At 44.4% G+C, this 26,406-nt stretch carries 21 protein-coding genes; 11 read left to right on the top strand and 10 right to left on the bottom strand.

All coding sequences use genetic code 11. The features are described 5' to 3' along the window. Positions 1-33: 33 nt before the first annotated feature. Positions 34-4,023 (bottom strand): phosphoribosylformylglycinamidine synthase, encoded by a 3,990-nt coding sequence (gene purL / locus KF839_RS09925; RefSeq protein ID WP_292917685.1) that lies wholly within the window; start codon positions 4,021-4,023, stop codon positions 34-36. A 77-nt stretch (positions 4,024-4,100) separates the two neighbouring features. Between purL and KF839_RS09920 the strand changes: the two genes are divergently transcribed. Then, positions 4,101-5,648 (top strand): NAD(P)H-hydrate dehydratase, encoded by a 1,548-nt coding sequence (locus tag KF839_RS09920; RefSeq protein ID WP_323802061.1) that lies wholly within the window; start codon positions 4,101-4,103, stop codon positions 5,646-5,648. Here KF839_RS09920 and KF839_RS09915 read toward each other — a convergent pair. Then, positions 5,638-6,081, bottom strand: a complete 444-nt coding sequence (locus tag KF839_RS09915; protein WP_292917684.1) for a DUF1810 domain-containing protein — start codon at positions 6,079-6,081, stop codon at positions 5,638-5,640. The genes KF839_RS09920 and KF839_RS09915 overlap by 11 nt on opposite strands. A 111-nt stretch (positions 6,082-6,192) precedes the next feature. Here KF839_RS09915 and KF839_RS09910 point away from each other — a divergent pair, with 111 nt between their 5' ends. The 3 genes from KF839_RS09910 (at position 6,193) to KF839_RS09900 (ending at position 10,652) form a co-directional block, all read left to right on the top strand. Continuing rightward, positions 6,193-6,603 carry a hypothetical protein gene (locus KF839_RS09910; protein WP_292917683.1) on the top strand — a complete coding sequence of 137 codons (411 nt, stop codon included), beginning with the start codon at positions 6,193-6,195 and terminating at the stop codon, positions 6,601-6,603. 326 nt (positions 6,604-6,929) lie between these two features. Further along, positions 6,930-9,185 (top strand): bifunctional diguanylate cyclase/phosphodiesterase, encoded by a 2,256-nt coding sequence (locus KF839_RS09905; protein WP_292917682.1) that lies wholly within the window; start codon positions 6,930-6,932, stop codon positions 9,183-9,185. A gap of 81 nt (positions 9,186-9,266) precedes the next feature. Continuing rightward, positions 9,267-10,652, top strand: coding sequence for a hypothetical protein (locus tag KF839_RS09900; protein ID WP_292917681.1), 1,386 nt, complete (start codon positions 9,267-9,269; stop codon positions 10,650-10,652). Positions 10,653-10,841: 189 nt separating this feature from the next. Here the strand turns inward: KF839_RS09900 and KF839_RS09895 are convergent, their stop codons facing one another. The 4 genes from KF839_RS09895 to KF839_RS09880 all read right to left on the bottom strand — a co-directional run bounded on the left by KF839_RS09895 (position 10,842) and on the right by KF839_RS09880 (position 15,591). Further along, positions 10,842-11,351, bottom strand: a complete 510-nt coding sequence (locus KF839_RS09895) for a DUF1269 domain-containing protein (RefSeq protein WP_292917680.1) — start codon at positions 11,349-11,351, stop codon at positions 10,842-10,844. A gap of 197 nt (positions 11,352-11,548) precedes the next feature. Continuing rightward, on the bottom strand, positions 11,549-12,370 hold the full coding sequence (locus KF839_RS09890; RefSeq protein ID WP_292917679.1) for a sulfite exporter TauE/SafE family protein: 822 nt from the start codon (positions 12,368-12,370) through the stop codon (positions 11,549-11,551). An 8-nt stretch (positions 12,371-12,378) separates the two neighbouring features. After that, entirely contained in the window at positions 12,379-14,067 is a 1,689-nt protein-coding gene (locus KF839_RS09885) for a bifunctional protein tyrosine phosphatase family protein/NAD(P)/FAD-dependent oxidoreductase (protein ID WP_292917678.1), read from the bottom strand. An 894-nt stretch (positions 14,068-14,961) separates the two neighbouring features. Then, complete coding sequence (locus tag KF839_RS09880) at positions 14,962-15,591, bottom strand: Spy/CpxP family protein refolding chaperone (protein WP_292917677.1); 630 nt, start codon at positions 15,589-15,591, stop codon at positions 14,962-14,964. A gap of 398 nt (positions 15,592-15,989) precedes the next feature. Between KF839_RS09880 and KF839_RS09875 the strand changes: the two genes are divergently transcribed. Then, complete coding sequence (locus KF839_RS09875) at positions 15,990-17,054, top strand: cytochrome-c peroxidase (protein ID WP_292917676.1); 1,065 nt, start codon at positions 15,990-15,992, stop codon at positions 17,052-17,054. A gap of 163 nt (positions 17,055-17,217) precedes the next feature. Beyond that, the gene (locus KF839_RS09870) at positions 17,218-17,649 is read left to right on the top strand and encodes a glycine zipper family protein (protein WP_292917675.1); all 432 of its coding nucleotides are present in this window, start codon (positions 17,218-17,220) and stop codon (positions 17,647-17,649) included. A 112-nt stretch (positions 17,650-17,761) separates the two neighbouring features. Here the strand turns inward: KF839_RS09870 and KF839_RS09865 are convergent, their stop codons facing one another. Further along, entirely contained in the window at positions 17,762-18,952 is a 1,191-nt protein-coding gene (locus KF839_RS09865; protein WP_292917674.1) for a DesA family fatty acid desaturase, read from the bottom strand. A gap of 304 nt (positions 18,953-19,256) precedes the next feature. Beyond that, positions 19,257-20,138 carry a DUF6279 family lipoprotein gene (locus tag KF839_RS09860; RefSeq protein ID WP_292917673.1) on the bottom strand — a complete coding sequence of 294 codons (882 nt, stop codon included), beginning with the start codon at positions 20,136-20,138 and terminating at the stop codon, positions 19,257-19,259. Between the two features lie 211 nt (positions 20,139-20,349). Between KF839_RS09860 and KF839_RS09855 the strand changes: the two genes are divergently transcribed. Further along, positions 20,350-20,733, top strand: a complete 384-nt coding sequence (locus KF839_RS09855) for a hypothetical protein (protein WP_292917672.1) — start codon at positions 20,350-20,352, stop codon at positions 20,731-20,733. A 138-nt stretch (positions 20,734-20,871) separates the two neighbouring features. On the opposite strand, the gene phoR is transcribed toward KF839_RS09855, so the two are convergent. Both phoR and phoB read right to left on the bottom strand, forming a co-directional pair. Then, positions 20,872-22,197 (bottom strand): phosphate regulon sensor histidine kinase PhoR, encoded by a 1,326-nt coding sequence (gene phoR / locus KF839_RS09850; protein ID WP_292917671.1) that lies wholly within the window; start codon positions 22,195-22,197, stop codon positions 20,872-20,874. A gap of 97 nt (positions 22,198-22,294) precedes the next feature. Then, positions 22,295-23,017: a phosphate regulon transcriptional regulator PhoB gene (gene phoB, locus KF839_RS09845; protein ID WP_292917670.1), complete on the bottom strand. Its 723-nt coding sequence runs from the start codon at positions 23,015-23,017 to the stop codon at positions 22,295-22,297. 89 nt (positions 23,018-23,106) lie between these two features. Between phoB and KF839_RS09840 the strand changes: the two genes are divergently transcribed. From KF839_RS09840 to KF839_RS09825, 4 genes are all read left to right on the top strand, one after another. After that, positions 23,107-23,484 carry a gamma-butyrobetaine hydroxylase family protein gene (locus tag KF839_RS09840; protein ID WP_292917669.1) on the top strand — a complete coding sequence of 126 codons (378 nt, stop codon included), beginning with the start codon at positions 23,107-23,109 and terminating at the stop codon, positions 23,482-23,484. 77 nt (positions 23,485-23,561) lie between these two features. Next, positions 23,562-24,296, top strand: a complete 735-nt coding sequence (gene ubiE / locus KF839_RS09835; protein ID WP_292917668.1) for a bifunctional demethylmenaquinone methyltransferase/2-methoxy-6-polyprenyl-1,4-benzoquinol methylase UbiE — start codon at positions 23,562-23,564, stop codon at positions 24,294-24,296. A gap of 253 nt (positions 24,297-24,549) precedes the next feature. Further along, entirely contained in the window at positions 24,550-24,939 is a 390-nt protein-coding gene (locus tag KF839_RS09830) for a response regulator transcription factor (RefSeq protein ID WP_292917667.1), read from the top strand. Positions 24,940-25,122: 183 nt separating this feature from the next. Beyond that, entirely contained in the window at positions 25,123-26,397 is a 1,275-nt protein-coding gene (locus KF839_RS09825) for a sensor histidine kinase (protein ID WP_292917742.1), read from the top strand. Positions 26,398-26,406: the final 9 nt, after the last annotated feature.

Raw genomic sequence — 26,406 nt, 5'->3', positions numbered from 1 at the left:
TTGTTCTTTCAGTGAGTTAATAGGCATTTACAATTACCCGATCCATTTGCGCGCGTTACGGAACAAACGCATCCAGGGGCCATCTTCGGCATTGTCAACGCGTAAATCCGGATGCCAGGAATGCTGCGTTACGCGGAACACCCTTTCCGGATGCGGCATCAATACATTAAAACGTCCATCCGGTGTCGTTAAGCCGGTGATTCCCTGCGCCGAACCATTCGGATTATACGGATAAATTTCCGTCACTTGATCGCGATGATCGATATATCGCAGTGTCACCAGACTTGCCGATTGCCGCGATTGCTCTGTAGACGTAAATTCCGTTTTCCCCTCGCCATGCGCCACCGTGATCGGCATACGGCTTCCAGTCATGCCTTCAAAAAACAGTGATGGACTCTGTTGTACCTCCACCATGACCAAACGCGCCTCGAATTGTTCCGACAAATTGCGTTTAAATCGCGGCCATGCCGTTGCACCTGGAATGATTTCCTGCAAATTACTCATCATTTGGCAACCATTGCATACACCCAATGCGAAGGTATCGGATCGTCGAAAAAATGCTTCGAATTCATCGCGCGCGCGCGGATTGAACAAAATCGACTTGGCCCAGCCCTCGCCGGCGCCAAGCACATCGCCATAAGAAAATCCGCCGCAAGCGACAAAACCGTGAAAATCCTTCAACGATATCCGCCCGGCGATGATGTCGCTCATATGTACATCGATCGCGGAAAAACCGGCACGATCAAATGCTGCCGCCATTTCGACATGACCGTTGACGCCTTGTTCCCGCAGAATCGCGATAGACGGACGCACACCGGCTTGAATAAACGGAGCGGCGATGTCGTCGCTTGCTTCATAGCTAAGCGCAATCTTCAAACCGGGATCCTCACTATCGAGGATACGATCAAATTCCTGTTGCGCACAAACCGGATGATCACGCAACTTTTGCATTTGATAGCTGGTTTCCGACCAAGCACGCTGCAAATCGGCTCGTTTTTCCGACAAAACCGGTTTGTTGTTGCGCATCAAACGGATTTCGTCGATTTGATTCAAATGACCGATGATAAAACTATGATCGCGCAATCCGGCATCATTCAAGATTTGCACGACTTCATTGCGTTCTGTGGCAGCAATTTGTATCACTGCACCCAATTCTTCATTAAACAATACCGCCAATAAACGATCCCAAAAGCGTCCGCTTAATTGCTCGGAGCGTATTTCCAGTCCGTCGATATCGCTGCTGTGCGGATCGAAGCACAGTTGATCCAAGTTGACCGTCAGCCCTGTATGTCCGGCAAACGCCATTTCGCACAAGGTAGCCAGCAAACCGCCATCGGAACGATCGTGATACGCCAGCAGCTTCCCGGCTCGATTGAGGTGTTGAATCGCCGTAAAAAAAGCTTTCAACCGGGCAGCACCAAATTCACCGTCGATCGTCGGCGCCAAGTTGCCGATTTGCTTGTAAACTTGCACCAGAGCGGAACCGCCGAGACGGTTTAATCCCCGCCCTAAGTCGATCAGGATCAATTCGGTCTCGCCACGATCGGTGCGCAATTGCGGCGTCAGTGTCTGACGCACATTGGAAACTGTCGCAAAAGCCGAGATAATCAGCGATAGTGGCGCGATTACTTCCTTGTGTTCTCCCGAGTCTTCCCATGCGGTTTTCATGGACATCGAATCTTTCCCGACCGGAATGCTGATACCGAGTTGCGGGCATAATTCCATGCCAACGGAATACACCGCATCGTACAATCCGGCGTCTTCACCGCGATGACCGGCTGCTGCCATCCAGTTGGCCGATAATTTAACGCTTTCAATGCCTTCAATCGCCGCCGCAGCGATATTGGTAATCGCTTCACCGACTGCCATCCGCGCAGCCGCTTTCGGGTCGATCAACGCCAATGGCGTGCGCTCGCCGATCGCAAAAGCTTCCCCCAATACTGTCTGATAACCCATACTGGTTACCGCGACATCGGCCACCGGAATCTGCCATGGCCCCACCATTTGATCGCGCACCGACAATCCGCCCACGCTACGATCACCGATGGTAATTAAAAAAGTTTTATCGGCAACCGCAGGCAATCGCAAAACGCGATAAACCGCATCGGTTAATTCGATATGGCTCCAATCAAGCGCCGGTAATACCCGGCAATCGTGCATGACATCACGCGTCATTTTTGGCGGTTTGCCGAGCAACACCGGCAATGGCATATCGACCGGCAGAACCGGCGATTGCGGATCGGTCACTCGTAATATTTCATCGGCAGTGGCTTCCCCCACTACCGCAAACGGACAACGCTCGCGCTCACAAATGCGCTGAAACAACGCCAATGATTCCGGCTTGATGGCCAGTACATAGCGTTCTTGCGCTTCGTTGCTCCAGATTTGCATCGGCGACATGCTGGTTTCTTCCGAAGGCACAGCGCGTAAATCGAAACGCCCGCCCCGGCCGGAGTCATGCACCAATTCCGGAAATGCATTGGATAAACCACCCGCGCCGACATCATGAATGAACAGAATTGGATTTTCCATGCCGCAGCGTTGCAACTGCCAGCAGCGGTCAATTACTTCTTGCGCACGCCGTTGCATTTCCGGGTTGCCACGTTGTACCGAATCGTAATCCAATGCCTCGGTATTGACGCCGGTATCCATGCTGGAAGCCGCGCCGCCACCCAAACCGATGAGCATGCCAGGTCCGCCCAATTGAATCAGCAACGCACCCGATGGGAATTTTTCCTTGCGCACATGTGCATCCGTGATTTGACCAATACCGCCAGCCAACATGATCGGTTTGTGATAACCGCGCATTTCACCGCCGACACGTTCCTCATAGGTACGGAAATATCCCGCCAGATTCGGACGGCCAAATTCATTATTGAACGCAGCGCCGCCGATCGGACCTTCCAGCATGATTTGCAGCGCTGATGCGATACGTTCCGGTTTACCATACGGCGTTTGTTCATTGAATTGATTAATTTCCCAAGGCTGCACGAAGCCCGGAATATTCAAATTGGATACCGAAAAACCGCACAACCCGGCTTTCGGTTTTGCACCTCGTCCGGTTGCACCTTCATCCCGGATTTCTCCGCCGACACCGGTTGCAGCACCAGGAAACGGTGAAATGGCAGTCGGATGGTTATGCGTTTCCACTTTCATCAATACATGCGTTTTTTCGCGAGCGTAACCGTAAATTTGCTTGTCGCCAGGATAAAACCGGGCAATATCCGCGCCTTCGATGACGCTGGCATTGTCGGCATACGCCACCAGAGTGCCTTGCGGATGCGTTTGGTGAGTGTTGCGAATCATCGCAAACAGCGAATAATTGCGCGGCTTGCCGTCGATAACCCAATCCGCATTGAAAATTTTGTGACGGCAGTGTTCAGAGTTCGCTTGCGCAAACATCATCAATTCAACATCGGTCGGATTGCGTTGCATTTGCTGGAAGTGGTGCTGTAAATAATCGATTTCATCCGCCGACAACGCCAACCCCATTGCTTGATTCGCTTGCTGCAACGCATCGATACCGCCACCGATTATATCGATCGTATTGAGCGGTTTGGATGGAAAGTGTTGAAACAACCGCGCAGCATCACCCATCGACGCAAACACAGCTTCAGTCATGCGATCGTATAGCAACGGTTTCAGTCGAGCTTTATCGGTAGTTGATAAAGGCGATGTGGATTGAATGTAATAGGCGATGCCCCGTTCGATGCGTTCAACCGCCGTTAACCCGCAGTGATGCGCGATATCAGTGGCTTTACTCGACCATGGCGAAATCGTACCGGGTCGTGGAATAACCAGCCAAAATTCATCATTCCGCAAGGAATGGTTCAGCGGTTGCTGATGATTTAACAGCTTACGCAACGCTGTCAGCTCATCACTTTGTAAATCGCGAGTTACCGAGCAAAAATACCAGTAGTCGGTATCGATCTCAGCGATCGCAATATTTAACGCATTGAGTTGTCGTCGTAATTTATCCAACCGGAACGGCGACAACGCACGCCCACCACAAAATTGAAGCATCAAATGCAATCGTTCGAAGATTAAAAGTTTGCAATTTTACACGAGAAGATGTACTTATCGCTGACGATCCCATTTGTATGACTATTATGCCCGCCGCTGCCCCAATTTTTTTTACCACTCAGATCCGCGATATCGAGCAACAAGCGCTGAAATTGCCTAATCCGCCGCCGCTGATGGAAAAAGCCGGCTTGGCGGCGGCACAAGTGATTCGCGATCAGCTATTGAAGCGCTCAAATCAAGCGATCCTTGTTCTTGCCGGTCCGGGCAATAATGGGGGCGACGCTTTTGTCGTGGCGCGTTATTTGAAAGAATGGGGTAATGCCGTCACCGTAATTTTCGCTGGCGACCGCAATTGTGTTCCAATCGATGCCAAGCAAGCATTGCAAGCTTGGCTGGATTGCGGCGGCGATATCCATCACGATATCCCCGATGGCGATCGCAGCTGGAATATTGCGGTAGATGGATTGTTCGGCATCGGCCTGGATCAATCACGCAACCGGCCGATTGAGGGTCAGTATCGGAATTGGATCGAAATTGTCAACCGCATGGCGATACCTATTGTTGCGCTGGATATTCCATCCGGTCTAGGCAGCGACGACGGATGCATTTACGGCATTGCAATTCGTGCAACGCTTACGGTCACCTTTATTGGACGCAAACCCGGCCTGTATACTAATTTCGGGCCGGAATGCTGCGGTACAGTGGTGCTGTGCGATCTTGGCGTTCATTTACCGCCGGAACAACCACAACCGCAAGCTTGGCTATTGAACTACGCGTTCGTTACCTCCCTGCTGCCGCCACCGCGGCCAGCCAATAGCCATAAAGGTTCGTTCGGCAATGTTGCCATCCTCGGCGGCTCGACCGGCATGACTGGCGCAGCATTACTCGCTGGCCGAGCTGCATTGCATTTGGGTGCTGGCCGGGTATATGCGGGATTATTGGCTGAAAATGCGCCTGCTGTCGATTTCTCTCAACCGGAATTGATGTTGCGCCCGCCATCCGCATTAATGGAATTGGAATCACTGAATTGCTTGATCGCTGGTCCCGGTTTAGGGCAATCGGCGCAGGCACTGGCGTTGCTCGAAGCCGTGCTTGGCAGTCCACACCCGCTCGTATTGGACGCCGATGCATTGAATCTGATTGCTCAACATTCCAATTTAGCCGAAAAACTGAATCAACGCACCGCTGTCAGCATTTTAACCCCGCACCCTGCCGAAGCCGCGCGCTTGTTGAATACCGATAGCATCCTCGTGCAAAGTAATCGCATGCATGCTGCATTACAAATCGCGCATAAATTCAACAGCTATGTTGTTCTGAAAGGTGCTGGCAGCATCTGCTGCTTTCCCGATGGCGAACGTTACCTCAACACCAGCGGGAACCCTGCGCTCAGCACTGCCGGTACTGGCGATGTGCTGGCAGGAATCATCGGCGCACTTCTTGCGCAAGGCTTACACCCTGGTCAGGCTTTATTGCTGGCAGTTCATTTGCACGGCGCTGCGGCAGACCGCTGGGTATGCCATCATCAAGGAAAACTGGGAATGGTGGCATCGGAAATCATTACAGAAGCACGTTTGTTATTGAATGAATGGGTTTACCAACGCGCATCGCAGCCGTTCAACTGCTGATTCCAAGCAAATCCAGCGTCTTTTGATCTCGATTTCCCTGAAAATATCGATTCAGTAATTGCTCGAACACCGACCCTTCCGGTGTTATGCTGGCAAACAATGTCGCGCAGGATTTCAGCTTCATATCGTCTGGAGAATCGAAGATTTCGTACGCCGAGCGATTATCGATTGCAAGCAGCGCTTCGCAGCATCGCAGCAGCCGTGGCCCGAGAATTGGGTGATCCAAGTATGCACGCGCTTCTGCGGCACTGCTGATCGCATAACGCTGCGACAAGGCGCTGTATCCTAGTCCCGCGTATTGCGGAAAGATATACCACATCCAATGCGAGCGTTTGCAGCCGCTGATAATTTCAGCTAAAGCGGTTTCGAAAGCATGTGATTGCGCTTGTACAAAACGATCCAATGCAAAAGGATCATTCGAATCAGTGATCACGCAACGCCCCCCGCTCGGTTATTATTTCAATGAAAAAATAATGTGGCATCACAACAGGATTTATAATTCCGCATAATTTCAAATTTTGACTGTCACTTTAAAGGATATTGAATGATTGCTACATCGAAATTTATTAAACTTGCCTGCTTGCGAATATTATTAGCATCGCTGCTTTTATCGCCCCATGTAATCGCCAGTGATTTAGTGGAGTTACCGCAAGAAGCCATCCGAAAACTACAAATTGATGCCGGATTCGGCTGGGGGATTTTCAGCGGTACGATTTATAACGGCAACGATAATTACCATATCACACAACTCGTTGTCAGCATGACACCGATTCATGATCATCATCATATGCACATGCACCCGAACATGTCGCACGATCCGAAGATACATCGAATCAATCTCGATCTGCCTCCATCAAGCAAAGGTGCTTTATCTATGGCATTACCCGATGATGTGGCCGATGTGCATGACTTTAAATGGGAGATTCTCAAGGTAAGCGGCTTTGCCACGCGCTGACAATTTGGCAGCAAATCGCCGATTATTCATCGGCAAAGCATGCCAGTAAATGACAATTCCCATACCATGCTGATGGTGCAGATTTTTTCCGAAATCAATATGACATGAATATTTCTTACTGGAATGAACCCTCTTCCAATTCCGGGCGTTAATTAAAATTTATGCTTACTGTTTTTTTGAAACAGAAAAAATTCCCGATTCGTATAGATCCTGAAACAAGAGAATGCTTCACGCAACATAATCAGATTGATTTATCATGCTATTTTCAGTAAGTTAATAACCAGACATGCAATATTCACATAATAAAAATTATCTAATAACACGTGATGAATACCAATATTCCTATTGTCAGTGACTTATTCCAGAAAAATTTTACTCCAACCGACTATTTCGATCTAACTAAAGCCGAGCAAGCAAGAATTCTTCAATTTCAACAAGAAATTCTGCAGTTAGTCGTTTTAGGGGATGATTGCAAAGAAGTTTGCGAGACGGTTTGTTTGCTATTGGAGCAATTGCTGGATAACGCAGTTGCGACAGTCATGCTATTGGATAAGGAAAAACAATGCATGAATGTTTTTGCAGCACCGAGCGTACCTGAAGCATGTATTACGAAATTAAATGGTTTGCGCCCGGGACCTGAAGCTGGATCATGCGGCAATGCGGTTTTCCGGCAGGAGCCGGTGTATATCGAAAGCACGCTCGATGATCCGCGTTGGCAAAGCATCCGTCAATTAGCGATTGATTTTAACATTCTCTCATGCTGGTCTATGCCGATTCGGAGTAAAGGCGGTGAATGCGTCGGATCATTCGCACTTTCGAGTTTTGAACGTCGATTGCCCAGCTCATTTCACCGTAAGCTATTGGAAATAGGATCATTTATTATCGGAATTGCACTCGAACAACAAAAAATAAATGAACAATTAAATCTATCCAGCAAAGTCTTTGAGAATAGCCCCGAAGCGATTATGATCGCTGATGCCGACAAAATGATCATTTCCATTAACCGTGCATTGCACAAGATTACCGGATACTCATCGGAGGAAGTTGTCGGCAAACCGGTATCGATTGTGACTTCGATTCGCCACGGTACAAAATTTTTCCAAAAAATCTGGCTGAGTGTCAAACAATTTAACCATTGGCAAGGCGAGGTATGGGGCCGGAATAAACGCGGACTCGAGTATCCGGCATGGTTCAGCATCACCCCGGTACTTGGTAAGGATCACGTTATTAATTACTATCTGATCAATTTTTCGGATATCACCGACAAAAAGAAATCCTATGAAATTATTTGGCGGCAAGCCAATTATGATTCCTTAACCGGGTTGCCGAATCGCAATATGTTTTACGAACGGCTTGATCATGAAATAAAAAATGCATCGCGCGCTGGCATCAAATTAGCCGTATTGTTCATCGATCTTGATCGTTTCAAGGAAGTCAACGATTCATTCGGCCACAGTACCGGCGATGCTTTATTGGTCGAGGCAGCGAAACGGCTTAATCGATGCGTGCGCGAAGCCGATACGGTAGCGCGTCTGGGCGGTGATGAATTCACCATCATCTTAAATGGAATTAGCGATCAGCATTGTGCGGAAATGATTATTAAGATGATTCTTGTCGAGTTGGCAAAACCTTTTCATTTGAATTCCAAACAGGCTTATGTATCCGCGAGTATCGGTGTTACTTTTTTTCCGGATGACGCAAACAATGCCGAGTTATTGATGAAAAACGCCGACCAAGCCATGTATACCGCCAAAAATAGCGGCCGTAATTGTTGGAACTGTTTCACATCCAATATGCGCACCGCCATTGAGATTCGATCGCGAACAGCCTATGAACTCCGCCATGCACTGCGATCTGAGCAGTTTTTCTTAACCTATCAACCGATCGTCGAACTTGCGACGAACCGGATATACAAAGCCGAAGCGCTTATCCGTTGGCAACATCCGGAACGTGGTGTTATTTATCCTGCGGAATTCGTTGCCATTGCTGAAGAAATCAATCTCATCACTGATATTGGCGATTGGGTTTTTAAACAAGCAGCTGACCAGGTTGCACACTGGCAAGCTCATTACAACAGGGATTTTCAAATCAGTATCAATAAATCCCCCAAACAGTTCATCAGTAAGATGAGCGACTGGGTCGATCATCTGAATGAACGTAAAATCAGCGGCAAAAGCATTATTGTGGAAATTACCGAAAATTTATTGCTCGATGTACATGAGCTGGTAGTAAAACAATTACTTAACTACCGGGATGCTGGCGTACAAGTGGCGATCGATGATTTTGGAACCGGGTATTCATCACTCTCGTATTTAAAAAAATTTGATATTGATTACCTCAAAATCGACCAATCGTTCGTCGCAAATTTGGACAGCGAATCGTATGATCGTATTTTGTGCGAGGCGGTTATCACAATGGCGCACCGGCTTGGCATGAGAGTCGTTGCCGAAGGTGTGGAAACAGAGTTGCAGAAACAACTGTTACTTGAAATGCGGTGCGATTACGGTCAAGGTTATTTTTTCAGCAAACCGTTGACAGTCGATAAGTTTGAAGCTTTTTTGCATAATTCGGGCGATCAATAAGCTTCACCATTGCTTGCAAATTTCTGCGACTCAACAGAATGAAATTACTACATTGCTTGCAAATTTCTGCGACTCAACAGAATGAAATTACTATCGTGGTTTTTCCTTAATTTATTTGTTTTTTCTTCAGTTACCGGTTGTGTATCCCCCATTGCCCTGAATCGCGCAATCGAAGTTTACGACAATGCCGCGATTCATGCGGAGTCACGGCAATTACTCACCAACATTGCCCGCGCTCAACACCATGAGCCCTTGCATTTCACGCGCGTTTCAAGCATCGCTGCAACTTTCAATTTCAGTGCCAATGCCGGTGCAACCCCTGCATTAACCGGAGAAAGCGGCGGCTTGCTGGCACCGGTATTCGGCGCGAGTGTTGCAGAAAACCCGACATTCAGTATCGATCCGATCGCTGGCGACGAGTTTACCAAACGTATTCTCACTCCCTTCAGTCAGCACAAATTAACGTTGCTATTGCGCCAGCATTTCAATATCGACTTATTGCTCAGGATGATGGCACAAGAGGTACAGTTGCATCAGATTGAATCCCATGCGATGACTGGCGATACATTACCGGAAAAACAAAAACGTAAACACCGTTCGCATCATGGCCCGAAGGCATCAACAGGTTTCATGGTAATGGATTCTAATGAACAAACCGGAAATAAACAGTTTCTTCCCGGCATTCAGTTAACCAAAGAGCAAGAACACCGGCTTCGCAGTCGACAACATATTCATCAAAAACAAACCGTATATCACAATAACCCGTCCGATAGATCGGATTACGAAATGTTCCGACGAATTGTATTGCACTTAGCGGCTATTCAAAACCAAAAGCAACTGTATGCTGAACCGCTGACTTTCGAGCGTAACTGGACAATTCCGTCAAACGTCATTTCACCGGAAGGTTTGTTTCAAGCGATCGAAAAAGATTTCACAGTGAGTCATGACGAACAAAGAAATACGTATACCTTAAGCAAGCAGTTACCGGGCCCTATCCTGATTACCAACTATGATCCGAGCATACTCTGCTGCGAAGAGCGCGTGGCTTTATACGATTTGATCAACCCTTGGATAGAAAATGATGTTGCTTTCGATATCCGGCCTGGCTATCCGGGCGGTGAGTGGCCCATTCGCGGCGCTTTCCGCTTGAGAAGCTTTCATACTATCCTGAATTTTCTCGGACATTCACTTGGCGAACAAGCGGAATATTTTGTCGATAAGGATCCGCGCACGCCGCCTCTTATCAAAAATGTGAATCCAAGCCATACGTTGGGTCTGATTGTCGACGATCAATTACATCATGATACCAAGCTATACGCTCACTCTCATGGCAAATACTATGCGGTGGATACTACCGGCGAAAATGCGCATTGGAATCGCAATGCATTCCAGTTATTGTATATTTTGTTCCGTTTGACAGTCACTGATGCAAAATCACTTGGTTTACCGATTACTATTTCGAAATAGCCGCTCGCCAAATAGCATCTAAATCACAAATTCGATTACAGGAATCCGGTTCGTTCAGTCGGCTGTGGTTACCGAGTCCTGTTGCATCAATATCGCGGCATCAATAATTGGAATAGCACTCGGTTAATTCGGGGGCATTTTAGGAAGCCAGCAATCGAAATCAGCGCCGGCTTCTCGTTCGATCGATTATTATGGAAATGCAGGTACTCGAGGTTCCGTCTGTTCGACTTCGACTTGCGGCAAATGTTGTTTGATACGACTCTCAATTTCCGTTACCCGATCGGCCGATACATCGACTAGTACCAATAACTCACCGGCTTCAATCGCATCCTCGAATTCTTTGATTCGCCGGTTACCAACGTTCATACCGATCATACCACTCAACCACGAACCCACGCCGGCACCAGCCAGCGTAGTCGCCAGCAATACACCACCCGCGATTACAGTTGATGCCGGTGGCAGCGCAATCGCAACCAGGCCCGCAAGCAAGCCGGTTGCACCGCCGACCGCAAGCCCTTGCTCCACTGCAGGAATAAAATCGGATTTCTGCAGCAAATTCGCTTCCGGCAAATCTTCCAGCGGCGTACCGCGCTTTGCGATTACATGAATATGCTTTTCTTCTATTTTCGCCAGCGATAGATCAGCGACAATTTTCTTGGTGGTAGTAATGTCTGGAGCTAGAAAATATACACGGCGCATGATTCCCTCCTATCTGATTAAAAATTGTTCAACAAAGAATCTACAAATTTTCAGAATCGATCTCATCAAAGCTCTGGTGCTGGCCAATAGTACACCTTAATCATTACAAATACTCAGGTAATTATCTTCTAATATTAATATTTTAATTGAAACAATATGATAGATGATAAAAACCAATTATTTGCCATAATAAAGCTTTACAAAGAAAGAAGACTCCAGACCGCTTGAGTCATCATTGCAATTGCAACAATGATCGCCAATATTGCAAAGCTATACTGTAATTGCTGACCGGCAAAGTGTGCGGCAAACATTCTACCCAGCAACATGCCGGCAATCGTTCCGGCGCAAAACGGAATAGCAACCGACCATTGCATGGCATTAATCAATATCGACGAAACAACGCCGACAGAGGAAATCAGAACGATAATAGCCAGCGATGTTGCCATGATGGATGGCATGTCAAGATTTGTGGCTTTCCTAAGCGCAGGCACCACGACAAAGCCGCCCCCTACTCCTAACAAGCCTGATAAGAAGCCTGCCATTACACCTGACAAGGTGAGTGCTCTAAAGCATGAAAAATTCCACGACAAACGCCCGTCGATATCGCTGATTCGGCAAGGCGGTTCAACAAATGTTTTTACATCACCGTCATTGTTCAACCGATTGTATCGAAGCATGTGAATCGCCACATAAATTAACACGCCGGCAAATAATAAAGTCAATGGTGTATTAGGCAAACGCTGTGCGGCCCATAAACCTGCCGGGGCAGCCAGCGCACCTGTTAACGCGATCAAACTGGCAGCGCGGTATCGTACTTTCTTCTGCCGGAAAGCGATTAGCGCGCCAATTCCGGCCGATATACTCACGGCCAGCAGCCCGATTGGAGCGGCTTCCACGACAGTCAGATGCAAGCTGAACATGAGCAACGGTACCGCAATAACAGTGCCGCCGGCACCTGTCAATGCAAGCACAATGCCCGTAAATAAACCCGGCAGCATGCTGATTAAATAGATTTCCATCAATCGTCTTAATTACTGCCGGTTGAACGCGTGAGCCATTCACGCCCTTTCAGCATACCGTTCCAGTATAACCAGGGAAATAATTTGGTTTTTAGCAACCATGCGAATCGCCTGGGTACTACCGGATCAAGCGGAAAAGTAGGCATTAATTTACCGCCGAAGCCGAATTCGGCCAAGATCACCTTGCCATTTTCCACAGTAAGTGGGCAAGCGCCATAACCGTCATAGGTACTTGATAATAAGCGATCCTCTTTAGCAGCTAGAATATTCTCCGCTACGATAACAGCTTGCTTTCTGGCTGCAGCAGCAGTTTTGGCATTGGGAGAAGAACACGCATCCCCTAACGAAAAGATATTCGCATATCGTACGTGCTGCAACGTTCTTGGGTTTACCTCGCAAAATCCGGCGGCATCGGCTAATTGACTTTTCCGGATAAAATCCGGCGCTGCTTGGGGCGGTGTTACATGCAACATATCAAACGGCTTCTCCACGCGTGTTACATTTCCCTCACTATCTTTGATATCAAAAAAAGCAATTTTTCTGACGCCGTCGACTTTCGCTAACGTGGAATTAAACACCAAGTGCGCATGGTAACGCTTTACATACGTCATCAGCGATGGCACGAAATCGGCAACACCGAATAATACTGCGCCTGCCGTATTGAATTCGACATCGATAGTATCCAGTACATGTTGGTGTAACCAGTAATCGCATGACAAATACATGGCTTTTTGCGGGGCACCGGCGCATTTGATAGGCATCGGAGGCTGTGTGAATAAGGCTTTACCGTTTTTAAGATTTTTCGTCAACGACCAAGTATAAGGCGCCAACTCGAACTGATAATTGGAAGTTACGCCATTCTTACCGAGTGTTTCCTGCAAACCTTCGATTTTCTCCCAAGCAAGACGTATACCTGGACAAACGATCAATTGCCGATAACCAACAGCGCGGCCATCCGTCAGCTTAACCAGATTGCTGTCGGGATCAATTTCCGCGGCTGCTGCTTGTATCCATTCTGCTTTTGTAGGAATGACAGACGCCATATTCCGCACTGTCTGATTGATATCGTAAGCACCGCCGCCTACCAATGTCCAAGCGGGCTGATAATAATGCTTTTCACTAGGCTCGATAATGGCAATGCGAAGTGTTGACCGACGATGCAGAAGACTGGCGGTCACGCCGATACCCGCCGCACCACCGCCAATGACGACAATATCGAATGCATTACCCCAATTGCAAGCAGCAACTACCGAGGCCGATTGATTCTCCGATACATGAGAAATATGAATTGTTTCGGGCGCTTCGTCAGTCCAACTGCAAGCCGCTGTGACGGATTCGTCGTCGCTTTCGGATACTTGCGCTTGTCTGCTCAATTCGTATAATTTTTGAGAGCGATTGCCCGAGTTACAAAAAGCAAGGACAGGTCCCGGCAGTTCGGCAAGTAATTGATTGAATGATTCACTTTTTTCCAAGGAAATCGATCCCCTGGCGACTGGTAAATATACAAATTTAATTCCTAGCGATTGCGCTACTTTTTCCAGTTCCGCGCTGGCGGGTTGCGTTGCGCCTTCCTCATAGTCAGGGCGGTTACAGATAACCGATTGATAACCAGTTGCGGCAATTTCGGTCAAGTCATCGACAGTGATTTGTCCGGTAACTGACAACTTTTCATCAAGTTTTTTCGTGATCATGTTCATTTGATTCCTCCGCAATGAATCGATTCAGATTGTCTCAATGTTTCAAATCTCTAGCATGTGTTATGATTTAGTCAACAAAATCTGGTAGTTAAGAATATTTCTTATCAATAGTCAACATACATATTTTTCAAGGATTTCTATCAATAACATAACATTATCTAATATATCGTAACAATTGAATATTCTGAGAAGATTATTATGTAACCGACATAATGCATTCTTTGACTCAACAACACGGACTATCAGTTATGTGATTTATGATAAAGCTCGTGGACACTGTTTCATCATCAATCCGGTACTTGATTATGGCCCGAAACCGGACAGAACCAGAGTTCTATTCGCCGATCATTTGATCGCCGTATGATATCGAAGAAAAATTGGGAGGAAAAACCGCTACTGGTAATCATATTTCGCAATACAACAAGTAGTATTCAAGAAATTGCTCAATATGAAATCGTAGTTTTCAGCAGATGATCGGCAATTCAATCGTTTGCTGACCGATGACGAAACATTCAGCGCCGGTAAGTTAAGTGCCAAAGCTATTTCGAAGTATGCCTCCGCCAACATGGTTTACCAATTCGAAGGTGCGATATTTTGTTGGTCTACGCGCACTGATTTCCCAGGAGGCGATGCTTGCCAGAGCTCTATTAATCTATCCGTAAACTGCTAAAGAATAAATCTTCGAATACCTTTAGGAATCTACAAGACTTGGACGGCAGCAGCGGTTACGCCAGTACTGTCTGCAATACAAAAATTGAAACAAAATTAGCCATAGTGAGCCACCCTGGATTGGGTTACGCAAACTTTTCAATATGGAAACACTTCTTCCTTGAAATGTCATGTTGATGAACAAATCAAGCAATTATTCATTGTCAAGGGTGACTCTTATAACATTTAGTAACCGCCATGTCGGTGTTTCTTTTTGTCACTGTCATGCGAGCCATGATTGTGATCCGCTTGAATGGTTTTTAGCAGCGCTTTCTGCTGATCCGTTAAAATCGCACGAATAGCCTGGCGTTCTTTAATGTGGTGCTCAATCATCGCATTAAAGTCATCGATATGTTTTTTTCCTAAATCACGTAACTGTTCATCATCCGAACCTGGATTTATACCTACTTGCCGAAAAGCTTGTATATCTTTCTTCAGTCGCTGTTTGAGTTCTCCATGCACGTCCTTATTCTTCAGGTGAATCCGGACAATTTGCCCCAATTGCTCGTTGGTTAGTTTAAGCATGTCGGTATGCAAAATAATCGCATGCGCGTAATCCATAGAATGCCCATGTCCCCCGCCGTGTCGGTTCCCTTTACCATGACCACTCTGGTGATCACCGTCATGTTTATGCTCTTTCTCTTGGCTATGCCGGTGCTGTCCATCACCGCTTTTGGTAAGGTCTTTTTCATGCGTTTGCTGATTCGTTTGAGCAACAATGATCGAATCGCTTGCAAATAGTGCGGGGGCATAACCAACAATCAAAAAGAAAGTCAAAATTGCTACGTTTGTAAATAGATAGTTCTTGTTAATCATAAGATTTTCTCCTTAAAGAAATGTGATTGAATATACACGGGGTGTTATTCACAAAAATGCAAATAACTTCTGAAAATCGTTCGCTTTGAACTAAGAACGATCAATGCAATGAAAAAGATGACTCTTGAGTTCTTGCAATACCTAGATAATTTTTAAGTCATCGGAAATCGAAAACAGTATTGCGACGAAATCAACGCTTGTAAAACCTTCCTTACATGTAGCGGTTATCTATTTCAAAGTCCATAAAACATGCAACTCTGCTATCAATAGTAAATACAATCTGGGTATACTAAAAACCGGTCAAAAATTCATTGGAAAAACCGTTCGACTGTAAAGCGTTTCAAAAGTTTTTCCGCGAATCTGACCGGGTGTGCTAACGTTAAACTTTTGGAGGTTGTATGAAAGCAATTTTATTTTTCGCATTAATAGTAAGTTCCTATAGTTACGCGCAAAGCGGGCACGATCATCAAAGCGATTCAGATAAAAAGGGAGATCAGCACGGCGATATGCACGATAGCGATCATCATGGCATGGGAGGCATGGGTGGAATGATGCATGGTGGCGGTCATCACAAAATGGATAAAACGATGCTGAAGCATTTCTTTGAACCGCTACCGGCATCGATTATCGATGAAAAGAAAAACGCCGCTTTGATCGCGCTCGGCAAAAAATTATATCTTGATCCGCGGCTTTCGATTAATGATACGATTTCCTGTAATTCCTGCCATCAATTGACCAATTTCGGGGTCGATAGTCAACCCACCTCACCGGGTCATGACGGCACGCGCGGCGGCAGAAATTCTCCAACCACTTTCAACGCCGCACTGCATATTGCGCAATTCTGGGATGGACGCGCCAAAGATGTTGAAGAACAAGCGCTTGGTCCAATTCTAAATCCGATCGAGATGGGTATGCCCAGCGAAGAAGCTGTGGTCAGCAAACTGAAAAAAATTGATGAATACAAAACCATGTTTGCCGATGCTTTCAAAAGTGAAAAAGATCCAATTCAATACAAAAATATCGGTAAAGCAATTGGTGCCTTCGAGCGTACGCTTTTAACACCTTCACGTTTCGACGATTATCTCAAAGGCGATGAAAATGCCCTGAATGATGCCGAGAAACGGGGCTTGCAAAAATTTATCCACATGGGATGCGCCAATTGCCATAACGGCGTAGCTATCGGCGGTAATTCATACAAAAAAATCGGCTTGGTCGAACCGTATGAAACAAAGGATCTCGGCAGATACGAGGTAACCGGTTTGGAGACCGATAAAAAAGTTTTCAAAGTCCCAAGCTTAAGAAATATTGCTAAAACCGCTCCTTATTTTCATGACGGCTCCGTCGCCACACTAGATCAAGCGATCGAAGAGATGGCAGAGCATCAGCTCGGTCGTAAAGTCGGCCCTGGTTTTGTTGAAGATGTCAAAGCGTTTTTGGGTTCGTTGACCAGCAAAGGCAAGTAGTCTAATCAAGTATTGTTTAAAATTATTTACCCCCGCAAAGCCCTCGTTGCAGGGGTAATTTTTCCACTCCGCATCGCTTCGCTGCCCTTGCATGAAAAGTAATTATAGAAATATCACAGTAGCAAATTATTGCGTACTGAAAGAAATAAAAAGGATCACAACTATGAAAATACTGATGGCATTACTGATCAGTTTGGTTTTTATGAGCTTATCCGCTTGTTCAGCTACCGGTCCGGTCGTATATCCTAACTCGCATTTTCTATCAGTAGGTAAACAAGTAGCTGAACAGGATATCGAAGCATGCAGGCAATTAGCAGAATCGGCGGGAGCTAGAGAAAATACTGGGCAATTAGGTAACGTTGCTACCAATACGGCAATGGGTGCCGGCGTTGGTGCTGCCAGCGGTGCCGTAGGTGGCGCTATTTACGGAGCAGCAGGACGAGGTTCATTAATCGGCGCAGCCAGCGGCGCTACTGCCGGGCTCCTTCGAAGCTTATTATTTTCTTCAAGATCTTCAAAACCCAATCATGCGTACATTAATTTTGTTTCGCGTTGCTTGCAAGAAAAAGGATATGAAATAACCGGTTGGCAATAACTGAATTGATTTGGTTACAAATAAAGGAAGATATTCATTGATAGTTCAATGCAACTGCATTGAACTATCATTCTTAATGAAATCACTTTGCTAGGCAAAACAAGACTTAAAGCTATGCATAACAACGCAGCCGTTGAGAAAATGTTTGTAGAACTTCAATACCACTTTCTTCTGCACGCCGACACCAGTCTTCTAATTTTTTAACAAGTTCTTCAGTCGAAGCTGTTGAGCGTTGCCAAATCTCAGCTAGTTCTTCGCGCATGGTATAAACTTTATCGAGTGTCTTAGTATTACTCAAAACTTGATTCAGTTTCTCGCGCTCATGATCTTGCAAAGTTCTAGAATCCGCTAATATCCAACGCTTCAAAGTGGAATTATCTATTCCATATTCAGCGGTTGCTTCTTTCAAATGAATTATTTCTTGTGCCAACGTCGCTTTTAGCGACTTTGTATATTTCGCTAGCACTTCATAGCGATGAGATATTACTGCTTGCAAGGTATCCGAATCGCATTCGGTCTTGGCACTATCAATACGCAGTTTAGGTGCAATTTTTTTAACTTTTGCAAGTCCTGCCATTTCCAAAATTCTTATATAAAGCCATCCAATATCAAATTCATACCATTTATTGGACAATCGTGCAGACGTTGCATAAGCATGGTGGTTATTATGCAATTCTTCACCACCAATCAGAATACCCCATGGCACGATATTTCTACTGGCATCTTCTGCTTGAAAATTACGATACCCCCAATAATGACCTACGCCATTAATAATGCCCGCAGCAAAAACTGGAGCCCATAACATTTGTATGGCCCATATCGTAATACCGATCGGTCCAAATAAAATCACGTTAATAATCAACATTAACGCTACACCTTTGGCGCTATGTTTACTATATATATTACGCTCCACCCAATCATCCGGAGTTCCGTATCCATAACGTTTGAGTGTTTCTTTGTTCTTAGCTTCCTTTCGATAAAGCTCGGAACCTTCGGCCAATACTTTCCCAATGCCATAAATAACCGGACTATGCGGGTCATCGTTCGTTTCGCATTTTGCATGGTGTTTACGATGTATAGCTGTCCATTCTTTTGTAACCATGCCAGTTGTGAGCCATAGCCAGAAACGGAAAAAATGGCTCGGCAGTGGATGCAACTCCAATGCACGATGTGCAGAATGACGATGAAGATAAATCGTGATAGAAGCAATTGTGATATGAGTTAAAACCAGAGTAACAACGACATATCCCCACCATGGCATAACGATCACACCCGAAATCAATGTGAGAAAATCAGAAATCATATAATTACCATCCTTTTAAAGGCCTGCGATTTACAGATCTGACTAATAAAACAAATAAACTGTCAACTCTGTGCTATAAATTCTTAAAAAATACCTAATGTGCCATTTTTAATTTTATTATTTTCGATCAAAATTCTATACCACCTTATGTGGAAAAGAAATATTAATTAACTATTAATTTCTTTTTTGAAATTTATAAAACAAAAACAGCGCTCAGCAGATCACGGTATATAGATAAAGTACTCAGAAAACCATGCTGACCAAGTCAGTGTATTAATACAATAAGAATTTTGTGAGACATGAATTACCTCGTTTCTATTGAAATATTTCGATGATTTTCTTCAAATAATACACGTAAATCAATCTCCCAATTTTTTAACTTATCATGCACGTGCTGGCGTTGGATTTTATTCGCGCTATTATGCATTCGTGCAATAACATCACAAGTATACTCAGTCATTTCCACTTGATAAGCTCGATAATTAGGATCGTCTGAACGAACGGTATATTCAATTATGCTACGAAGTACGCTTGCCGTCTGATCATCCGAAATTAGCCCAATGGTCAATTGATTGAGTATCTGTAAAGTTATTCCCTGCCGACGCTGACGTTCGGCTAACCATAGCTCCGGATTGAATGGTGAGGTTTTGATACTGGTATCGATGAGTTGCTGTTGTGTTTCGGTAATATCCCCATAGAGATTTTTAATGCGTTTAACCGCGCGTTTGACAGATGCTTTATAACGATCGTTAAGATCAGGTTGCAGGAAGTTTTTTCGTAACTCATCGTTACTCTTAGCAAAACCTCGCTCTAAATTATCCCATTGCGCTTTATTTAGATTCATAATCAACGGCGTGCTGAGCTGTACAGCTTGATCAATGGCTGGAGCAATCAATTTCTGTAATTCATCGGACCATTGACAAATTTGAGCCGAAGTAACGGCGCTATCCATATGTTCACGCACCACCGCCAGCCAGTCTGCATAATGCGGTAATTGCGATGAGCGGTGCCAATCGAACCATTCATGTATCGCTTGCTTAGCAAGCGGTATTTGCTCATTGTTGAAACCCACGTAACTATCAATCCACCACCATGTCAACCGTGGTCCATGATCATAGCTTAAGCGCAGCAAGCTACATCCGCTTAATAACGTAAGAAAACAAATAATAGTGATTCTTGCAATCATCGCCCGTGTGATATGTGTGCACCTTTTAGATTCAGATATTTCTTCCTTGCTATTATCAGCCGCCAGATTTTTTCAATGTAACCAGCCCCTGCCGCTTAATGGAAACCATTAGATAAAAACCAAGGTTTCCCCAATATACTCATCGAATTACCAGCGTTAATATGACGTCACTTTAAGAAACAACATTCATTTACCGTTGGAGGGTACTTACATGAAAGCAGCAAAACTTATTTCGTTATTATCAGTATTAGCGTTTAGTCTATCAGTTTCTTCAGTATTTGCAGTGGATGGTATTGATGATAGCGACCATGCCGCGCTGACTTCATATTTCGAAAATCAAACAAAGGAAATGGAAGAAAAACTGCAAAAAAATAAAGAATACCTTGAGAAGTATGAAGCTCACCCTTACTACTACGGCAGACAAGGACAGAGTTTTCGAGCACACACCATCGCCAATATCCATGAATACGAGACACTTTTAGCAAATAGCCGGAGTGCTGTTGAATTTCACAAGAAAATGGCCTTAGAGCAAAGTAATGTTATTATTAATAAAGCACAAGCCAATTTTGGCCACGAGCAATCAGCAATCAGATAAGTAAAAACAACTAGTCATGTTTAAATAGCAGAAAAACAACCATTGACTAGCCAGTGGTTGTTTTTCACCGTGTTCAACTGTCAGTATCATAATCTGCAATCATCCCATTCCTTTCGTAGCAACTTGGAATAAATAATCTCACTTACTTTCGGCATTAATACCATCCTCAGAAATCAATCGTTTGGAAGGAAACAAGATAGCGAATCGACTCCCTTTGCCAACTTCGCTAGTTACCTCCAGGTGAGCATCATGACGGTTTAGTACATGTTTGACTATCGCAAGACCTAACCCGGTACCACCTGTTTCCCGAGAGCGGCTGCTGTCAACTCGATAAAAACGTTCTGTTAACCGTGGAATATGCTCGGGTTCGATGCCGATACCACTATCTTGTACAAAAAATAATCCTTGTCCGTTCCGCTTCTCCCAATTGATGCAGATCTCACCATCATCCGGCGTGTAGCGAATCGCATTACTGATTAAATTACCGAACGCGCTACGTAATTCTTCTTCACTTCCAAGCAATTGATCTTGTGAAGTAATATTTAACTTAATATGATGACATCCAGCATTGATGGATTCTGCATCCTGTAAAATGCCATGCAGCAACCGAACAACGTCAACTTTTTTCTCTTTAACTTTATTTTGTTCATTTTCCAGTCTCGACAAAATCAACAAATCTTCGATTAAATGCTGCATACGTGTCGTTTGCTCTGTCATTAATACTAACGCACGTTGAGTAAATTCCGGATTCAAGTTCTCACTGGATGATAGTGTTTCAAGAAAGCCGCCAATGACTGTCAAAGGAGTACGTAATTCATGAGAAACATTCGCGATAAAATCACGACGCATGGTTTCTATCTTCTCGAATCTCGTAATATCCCTACTGATCAATAGCTTCTGATTAAAGCCATAAGGAACTAACTGCAAAGAAATGATTAGATTTTGCATGCGGGTTTGCTTCAGAATCAGCGGATTACTATATTGACGGGCAGCCAAATACTCTACAAACGGCATTTGCCTCACAAGATAGGTAATTTGCTGACCAGCATCCATCAATAAGTCGATACCCAAATGCTGTTCCGCGATCGGATTGCACCATTCGATTCGATCGCTTTCATCCAAGATAACAATGCCATCCGGCATCGCAGAAGTGACGCTTTGCATACGTTTCAGCGCGAGGCTCAACAATTCCTGGCTTTGGCTATGTTGCCGGACATAGCGAGCCAGATGCGCAAAAACATCGTCCCATACACCAGATCCAGCCGGAATACTTGCTGGTGTGTGATCGGATAGCTGTAACCACCGTTCCAACATGACAAGATGGCGTATATGGTGAAAAACCGTCCACAACAAGGCCAAATTGAAAAAGACTAACGCTTTCACTGTACCAAAGATCATCCAAATGATAGAGGTAGCAAAAACCATTAACAGTATATTAGAAGAACGCTGCCAAATATCTGACACTTAAATTAATTCCAAGATAACGATGCTGAAAATTCTCGATTAACAATCGATCAGCGTATTTATAAAAAATGTAATCAATCGAATTCCGAAGCGGTGACTAAATTCCCTCATTAGAATCGCTTGTAGATAAATCGGGAGCAACCGAAAACCGGTAACCAGCACTTCTAACCGTTTGAATCCAATCATCCATTCCCGTTAATTGTAATGCTTTACGTAATCGCCGAATGTGTACATCGACTGTCCGCTCTTCGATAAACACATGATCGCCCCACACTCGATCCAGCAACTGGCCGCGAGAATAGACTCGGTCGGTATGCGTCATCATGAAGTGTAATAGCCGATACTCCGTTGGACCCAAATCAATTTCATGTTTATTTGCAGTAACACGATGATTCGACGGATCAAGTCTCAATCCTTTAATTTCAATCACTTCATCAGAAGCTTCAGGGGCTATGCGGCGAAGTACCGCATTAATCCGTGCAATCAGCTCACGCGGAGAAAACGGCTTAGTAATGTAATCATCCGCACCAATTTCCAACCCGGCCACCTTATCCCCCTCTTGTACGCGAGCAGTCAACATGATAATCGGGATTAAACGTGTACGTTCATTACGTCGCAACTTTCGTGCTAATTCAATTCCACTCATACCAGGCAGCATCCAATCAAGCAAAATTAAATCCGGTAGCGAATCATTAATCACAATCATGGCTTTTTCTGCATTTTCCGCTCGAATAGTGTCATATCCAGCCTGCTGCAAATTAAAAATAACCAATTCCAGAATAGCTGCTTCATCTTCTACGACCAGTATTTTTGCCGCCATAAAGAGATTCCAATTTTTGGTCAATTATTATTGACACAGTTTGTTACAATGAGAAGAACATCCTTTCCCGAATCATTCGTAAAGATTATATGGCAGGTTTGACAAAGAACACTCCTTTTCCTGTAGAAATCAAACTACATCAAAAATCGAGAATATTGGATATTTCTTTTTCCGATGGAAAAACTTTTCATTATTCATGCGAATTTTTGCGAGTTCATTCGCCTTCTGCCGAAGTGTGTGGCCACGGCCCAGGGCAGGAAGTACTGCAAACTGGTAAAAGAATGATCAACATTAAAGAAATTGAACCTGCCGGCAATTATGCCATTCAACTTAATTTTACCGATGGTCATAATACCGGATTGTATTCTTGGGATTTACTTTATAGCTACGGATTGAATCACGATAAAATGTGGCAACACTATCTGCAACGTTTATCGGAAGCAGGCGCTAGTCGGGATGCTGATTGAATCACATAGATCTGCAAATCGCGAACTATTTCAACCAAGTAATCGATATTCACTTTACATTTCAAATTCAATTAACTATGCGTAAGACAACCCATTTTGGCTTTAACACTGTTGCCGAAGAAGAAAAAGCCGGCAGAGTTGCAGAAGTTTTCCATTCCGTAGCCGAACGTTACAATTTGATGAATGACTTAATGTCAATGGGGCTTCATCGTATCTGGAAACGATTTGCAATCGAGGTTAGCGGTGTACGAAAGGGCGATAAAGTACTCGATATTGCTGGAGGAACTGGCGATTTAAGCTCATTATTCTTGCAAAAAGTCGGTAATTCCGGGGAGGTTTGGTTAACCGACATTAACAATTCCATGCTCTCTATCGGCCGGGATCGCTTGATTGATGATGGTGCACCGACCCCGGCTGCACAGTGCGATGCTGAAAAATTACCATTCCCCGATAGCTATTTTAATTGCGTCAGCGTCGCTTTCGGTCTGAGAAATATGACACGCAAAGATGTAGCACTTAAAGAAATGTTGCGTGTCCTCAAACCTGGCGGAACTGTTATCGTATTGGAGTTCTCCAGAGTCTGGAAACCTTTGCAATTCGCATATGATGCGTACTCATTCAAAATACTCCCGGTAATGGGAAAAGTAATAGCCAATGATAGTGAAAGTTATCGTTATCTGGCCGAATCTATTCGTATGCACCCTACACAATTGGAATTGCAAGAACTCATGCAACAATCCGGTTTTGAGCGTGTGGAATTTTTCAACTTGACAGCAGGTATCGTTGCATTACACCGTGGATATAAATTTTAATCGTGCATCTTCGCCATTTTCTTGGTTTTCTTGAGCGACTATTTAAAGAAAACTGACTTTAATTTTTAGCAAACTTAAAAAATCTAATCAGTACATACAATTGTTCAAATAACTACTTTTTTCCTATTATGCGCCGATATATTTCACATATTATTCACACACGCTGCGATATGATTGGGTATAATAACCCCGATTTGTAAGGGGTTTCTTAGTTACTCAAATCGAGGCAAGATAAAAAAGGAGGTTCATTATAATGGCACCAAAAATTGCACACGTTGACGATGACGCAGATATTCGAGAATCGGTTCAGCGGATTTTAACTAAAAACGGTTACGATGTTGATAGCTATCTATCTATGCAGGAATTCATTGACTCTTTAGAAGACGAAAATAAGCACCCGGATTTGGCTATTCTTGATGTTATGGTTGAATCGATGGACTCTGGCTTGACAACCTATGCAACGATTCACAAACGCTTTCCACGGATGCAAGCCATTTTCTTGACGTCTTTGGGCGATATGATCAGACCTTACTTTGAAAATGGATCGCATGAATGGGTTTGTATCATGGAAAAGCCCGTTGAGCCGATAAGTCTGCTCGCAACCATCAATGAACGCTTAAAGCACACCGGCGAAGCCGCATAACAGAGCTAACAATGAATGGCAGCGACCGAGTTTTCCTGGAATAAACCAAGTAATCAAAATATTCTTCTTGAAATTAAAGGAGACAAGCTAAAGCTCAGTGACGATGTTTTGATCAGCAATATCCGCTGGTTCATAACATTTCGCTGGATCCTGATAGTTACGCTGGTATTTTTCGAAATCTTGATGCTATCCGCGTCAGATACCCTGGCGCAATTTGGTATCAGTGAACAGAAAAAATGGCCGATCGCTATTATTGTAATATTGATTATTGCTAATATTACCTATCTGTTTGCCCTAGATCACTGTCGTCCCAGTAAATATAATTCACCCTCAATCAATTTATGGGTACAGATCATTGTTGATCTGCTCTGCCTATCCGTTGTCGTGCATTATATCGGAAGCACCACCACACCGATTTCCTTTTTCTACGTACTGCACATTGCTCTTGCATGTATATTTTTCTCAACAAGGGAAAGTTTGTATGTAACGATCTTAGTCTGTTTTATGGATACGATCGTAATTCTGTTGGACAATTTTTTTATTACACAAACACCCCTTTCAACGTTAATAAGTAGCCATCTTTCGATCGATACCGATCGCACAGAAAGTGCGCTACTCTGGATGTCCTTTCTCGACACGCTGTTTATTATCGTTTGGTACGTGGTTTCTAGGCTTTCATTGATAGTTCGCGCTCACGAACGCCACCTTTTGGAAGCATATAAGCAAATCAACCAAGCACAAGTCGAGAAAGATCAATATGCGCTACTCATTACGCATCAATTGAAATCTCCGCTTGATGCCATTCGCAGCAAAATCAATTTGATTAAAGACGGTTATCTTGGTGAAACCTCGGTGGAAGTTAATACCGCGCTTGAACAAATGGATGTTCGTGCAAAAAATATGTCCGGTTTGATTCTTGATTTGCTGAGGTTAGAGCGACTAAAGGATACTTGCCTTGATACGGCAGTTTTTGAATCGGTTGAAATCCAGGCTGTATTACAAAAATGCATAGAAAAATTAACGCCTGTTGCCAGTTCCAAACATGTCACGCTTAATTTATCCATTAAAAATTTTATTTGCGATGTAATTCCCGATCAATTAGGAATTTTATTGGAAAATATTATTTCCAATGCAATCACATATTCACATGAAAACACATCGGTTGAAATTACATCAGAAATTGATACATTGAATCATGGTGCTAATATCACAATTACTGATCACGGCATTGGCATCGAAAGTAAGGATTTACCCAATATTTTCAACGAATATTTTTATTCACCACGAGCGGCTATGCATAACAAAGCAACGAGTGGCATTGGCTTATCGATTGTTAAAATCGCCGCTGAAAATAATAAATTAAAAATTAAGGTTGCCAGCGAACCTGGTATAGGAACATCATTCTCTATCATATTCAATAACATCGAAATTCCTGAGGAGCATATTGTAACTGCTTAATCGGTCTCG

Origin of the sequence: Nitrosomonas sp., from assembly GCF_019635155.1 — a bacterium.
Taxonomy (GTDB): Bacteria; Pseudomonadota; Gammaproteobacteria; order Burkholderiales; family Nitrosomonadaceae; genus Nitrosomonas.
Note: the sequence above shows the minus strand (reverse complement) of the source record. Positions and strands in the feature narration are given on the sequence as shown.

Bases quoted from the DNA above. Each gene is read 5' to 3' on its own strand.
- purL (WP_292917685.1), bottom strand. From the start codon at position 4,023: ATGCTTCAATTTTGTGGTGGGCGTGCGTTGTCGCCGTTCCGGTTGGAT.
- KF839_RS09920 (WP_323802061.1), top strand. From the start codon at position 4,101: ATGACTATTATGCCCGCCGCTGCCCCAATTTTTTTTACCACTCAGATC.
- KF839_RS09910 (WP_292917683.1), top strand. From the start codon at position 6,193: ATGATTGCTACATCGAAATTTATTAAACTTGCCTGCTTGCGAATATTA.
- KF839_RS09905 (WP_292917682.1), top strand. From the start codon at position 6,930: ATGAATACCAATATTCCTATTGTCAGTGACTTATTCCAGAAAAATTTT.
- KF839_RS09900 (WP_292917681.1), top strand. From the start codon at position 9,267: ATGAAATTACTATCGTGGTTTTTCCTTAATTTATTTGTTTTTTCTTCA.
- KF839_RS09895 (WP_292917680.1), bottom strand. From the start codon at position 11,351: ATGCGCCGTGTATATTTTCTAGCTCCAGACATTACTACCACCAAGAAA.
- KF839_RS09890 (WP_292917679.1), bottom strand. From the start codon at position 12,370: ATGGAAATCTATTTAATCAGCATGCTGCCGGGTTTATTTACGGGCATT.
- KF839_RS09885 (WP_292917678.1), bottom strand. From the start codon at position 14,067: ATGAACATGATCACGAAAAAACTTGATGAAAAGTTGTCAGTTACCGGA.
- KF839_RS09880 (WP_292917677.1), bottom strand. From the start codon at position 15,591: ATGATTAACAAGAACTATCTATTTACAAACGTAGCAATTTTGACTTTC.
- KF839_RS09875 (WP_292917676.1), top strand. From the start codon at position 15,990: ATGAAAGCAATTTTATTTTTCGCATTAATAGTAAGTTCCTATAGTTAC.
- KF839_RS09870 (WP_292917675.1), top strand. From the start codon at position 17,218: ATGAAAATACTGATGGCATTACTGATCAGTTTGGTTTTTATGAGCTTA.
- KF839_RS09865 (WP_292917674.1), bottom strand. From the start codon at position 18,952: ATGATTTCTGATTTTCTCACATTGATTTCGGGTGTGATCGTTATGCCA.
- KF839_RS09860 (WP_292917673.1), bottom strand. From the start codon at position 20,138: ATGATTGCAAGAATCACTATTATTTGTTTTCTTACGTTATTAAGCGGA.
- KF839_RS09855 (WP_292917672.1), top strand. From the start codon at position 20,350: ATGAAAGCAGCAAAACTTATTTCGTTATTATCAGTATTAGCGTTTAGT.
- phoB (WP_292917670.1), bottom strand. From the start codon at position 23,017: ATGGCGGCAAAAATACTGGTCGTAGAAGATGAAGCAGCTATTCTGGAA.
- KF839_RS09840 (WP_292917669.1), top strand. From the start codon at position 23,107: ATGGCAGGTTTGACAAAGAACACTCCTTTTCCTGTAGAAATCAAACTA.
- ubiE (WP_292917668.1), top strand. From the start codon at position 23,562: ATGCGTAAGACAACCCATTTTGGCTTTAACACTGTTGCCGAAGAAGAA.
- KF839_RS09830 (WP_292917667.1), top strand. From the start codon at position 24,550: ATGGCACCAAAAATTGCACACGTTGACGATGACGCAGATATTCGAGAA.
- KF839_RS09825 (WP_292917742.1), top strand. From the start codon at position 25,123: ATGCTATCCGCGTCAGATACCCTGGCGCAATTTGGTATCAGTGAACAG.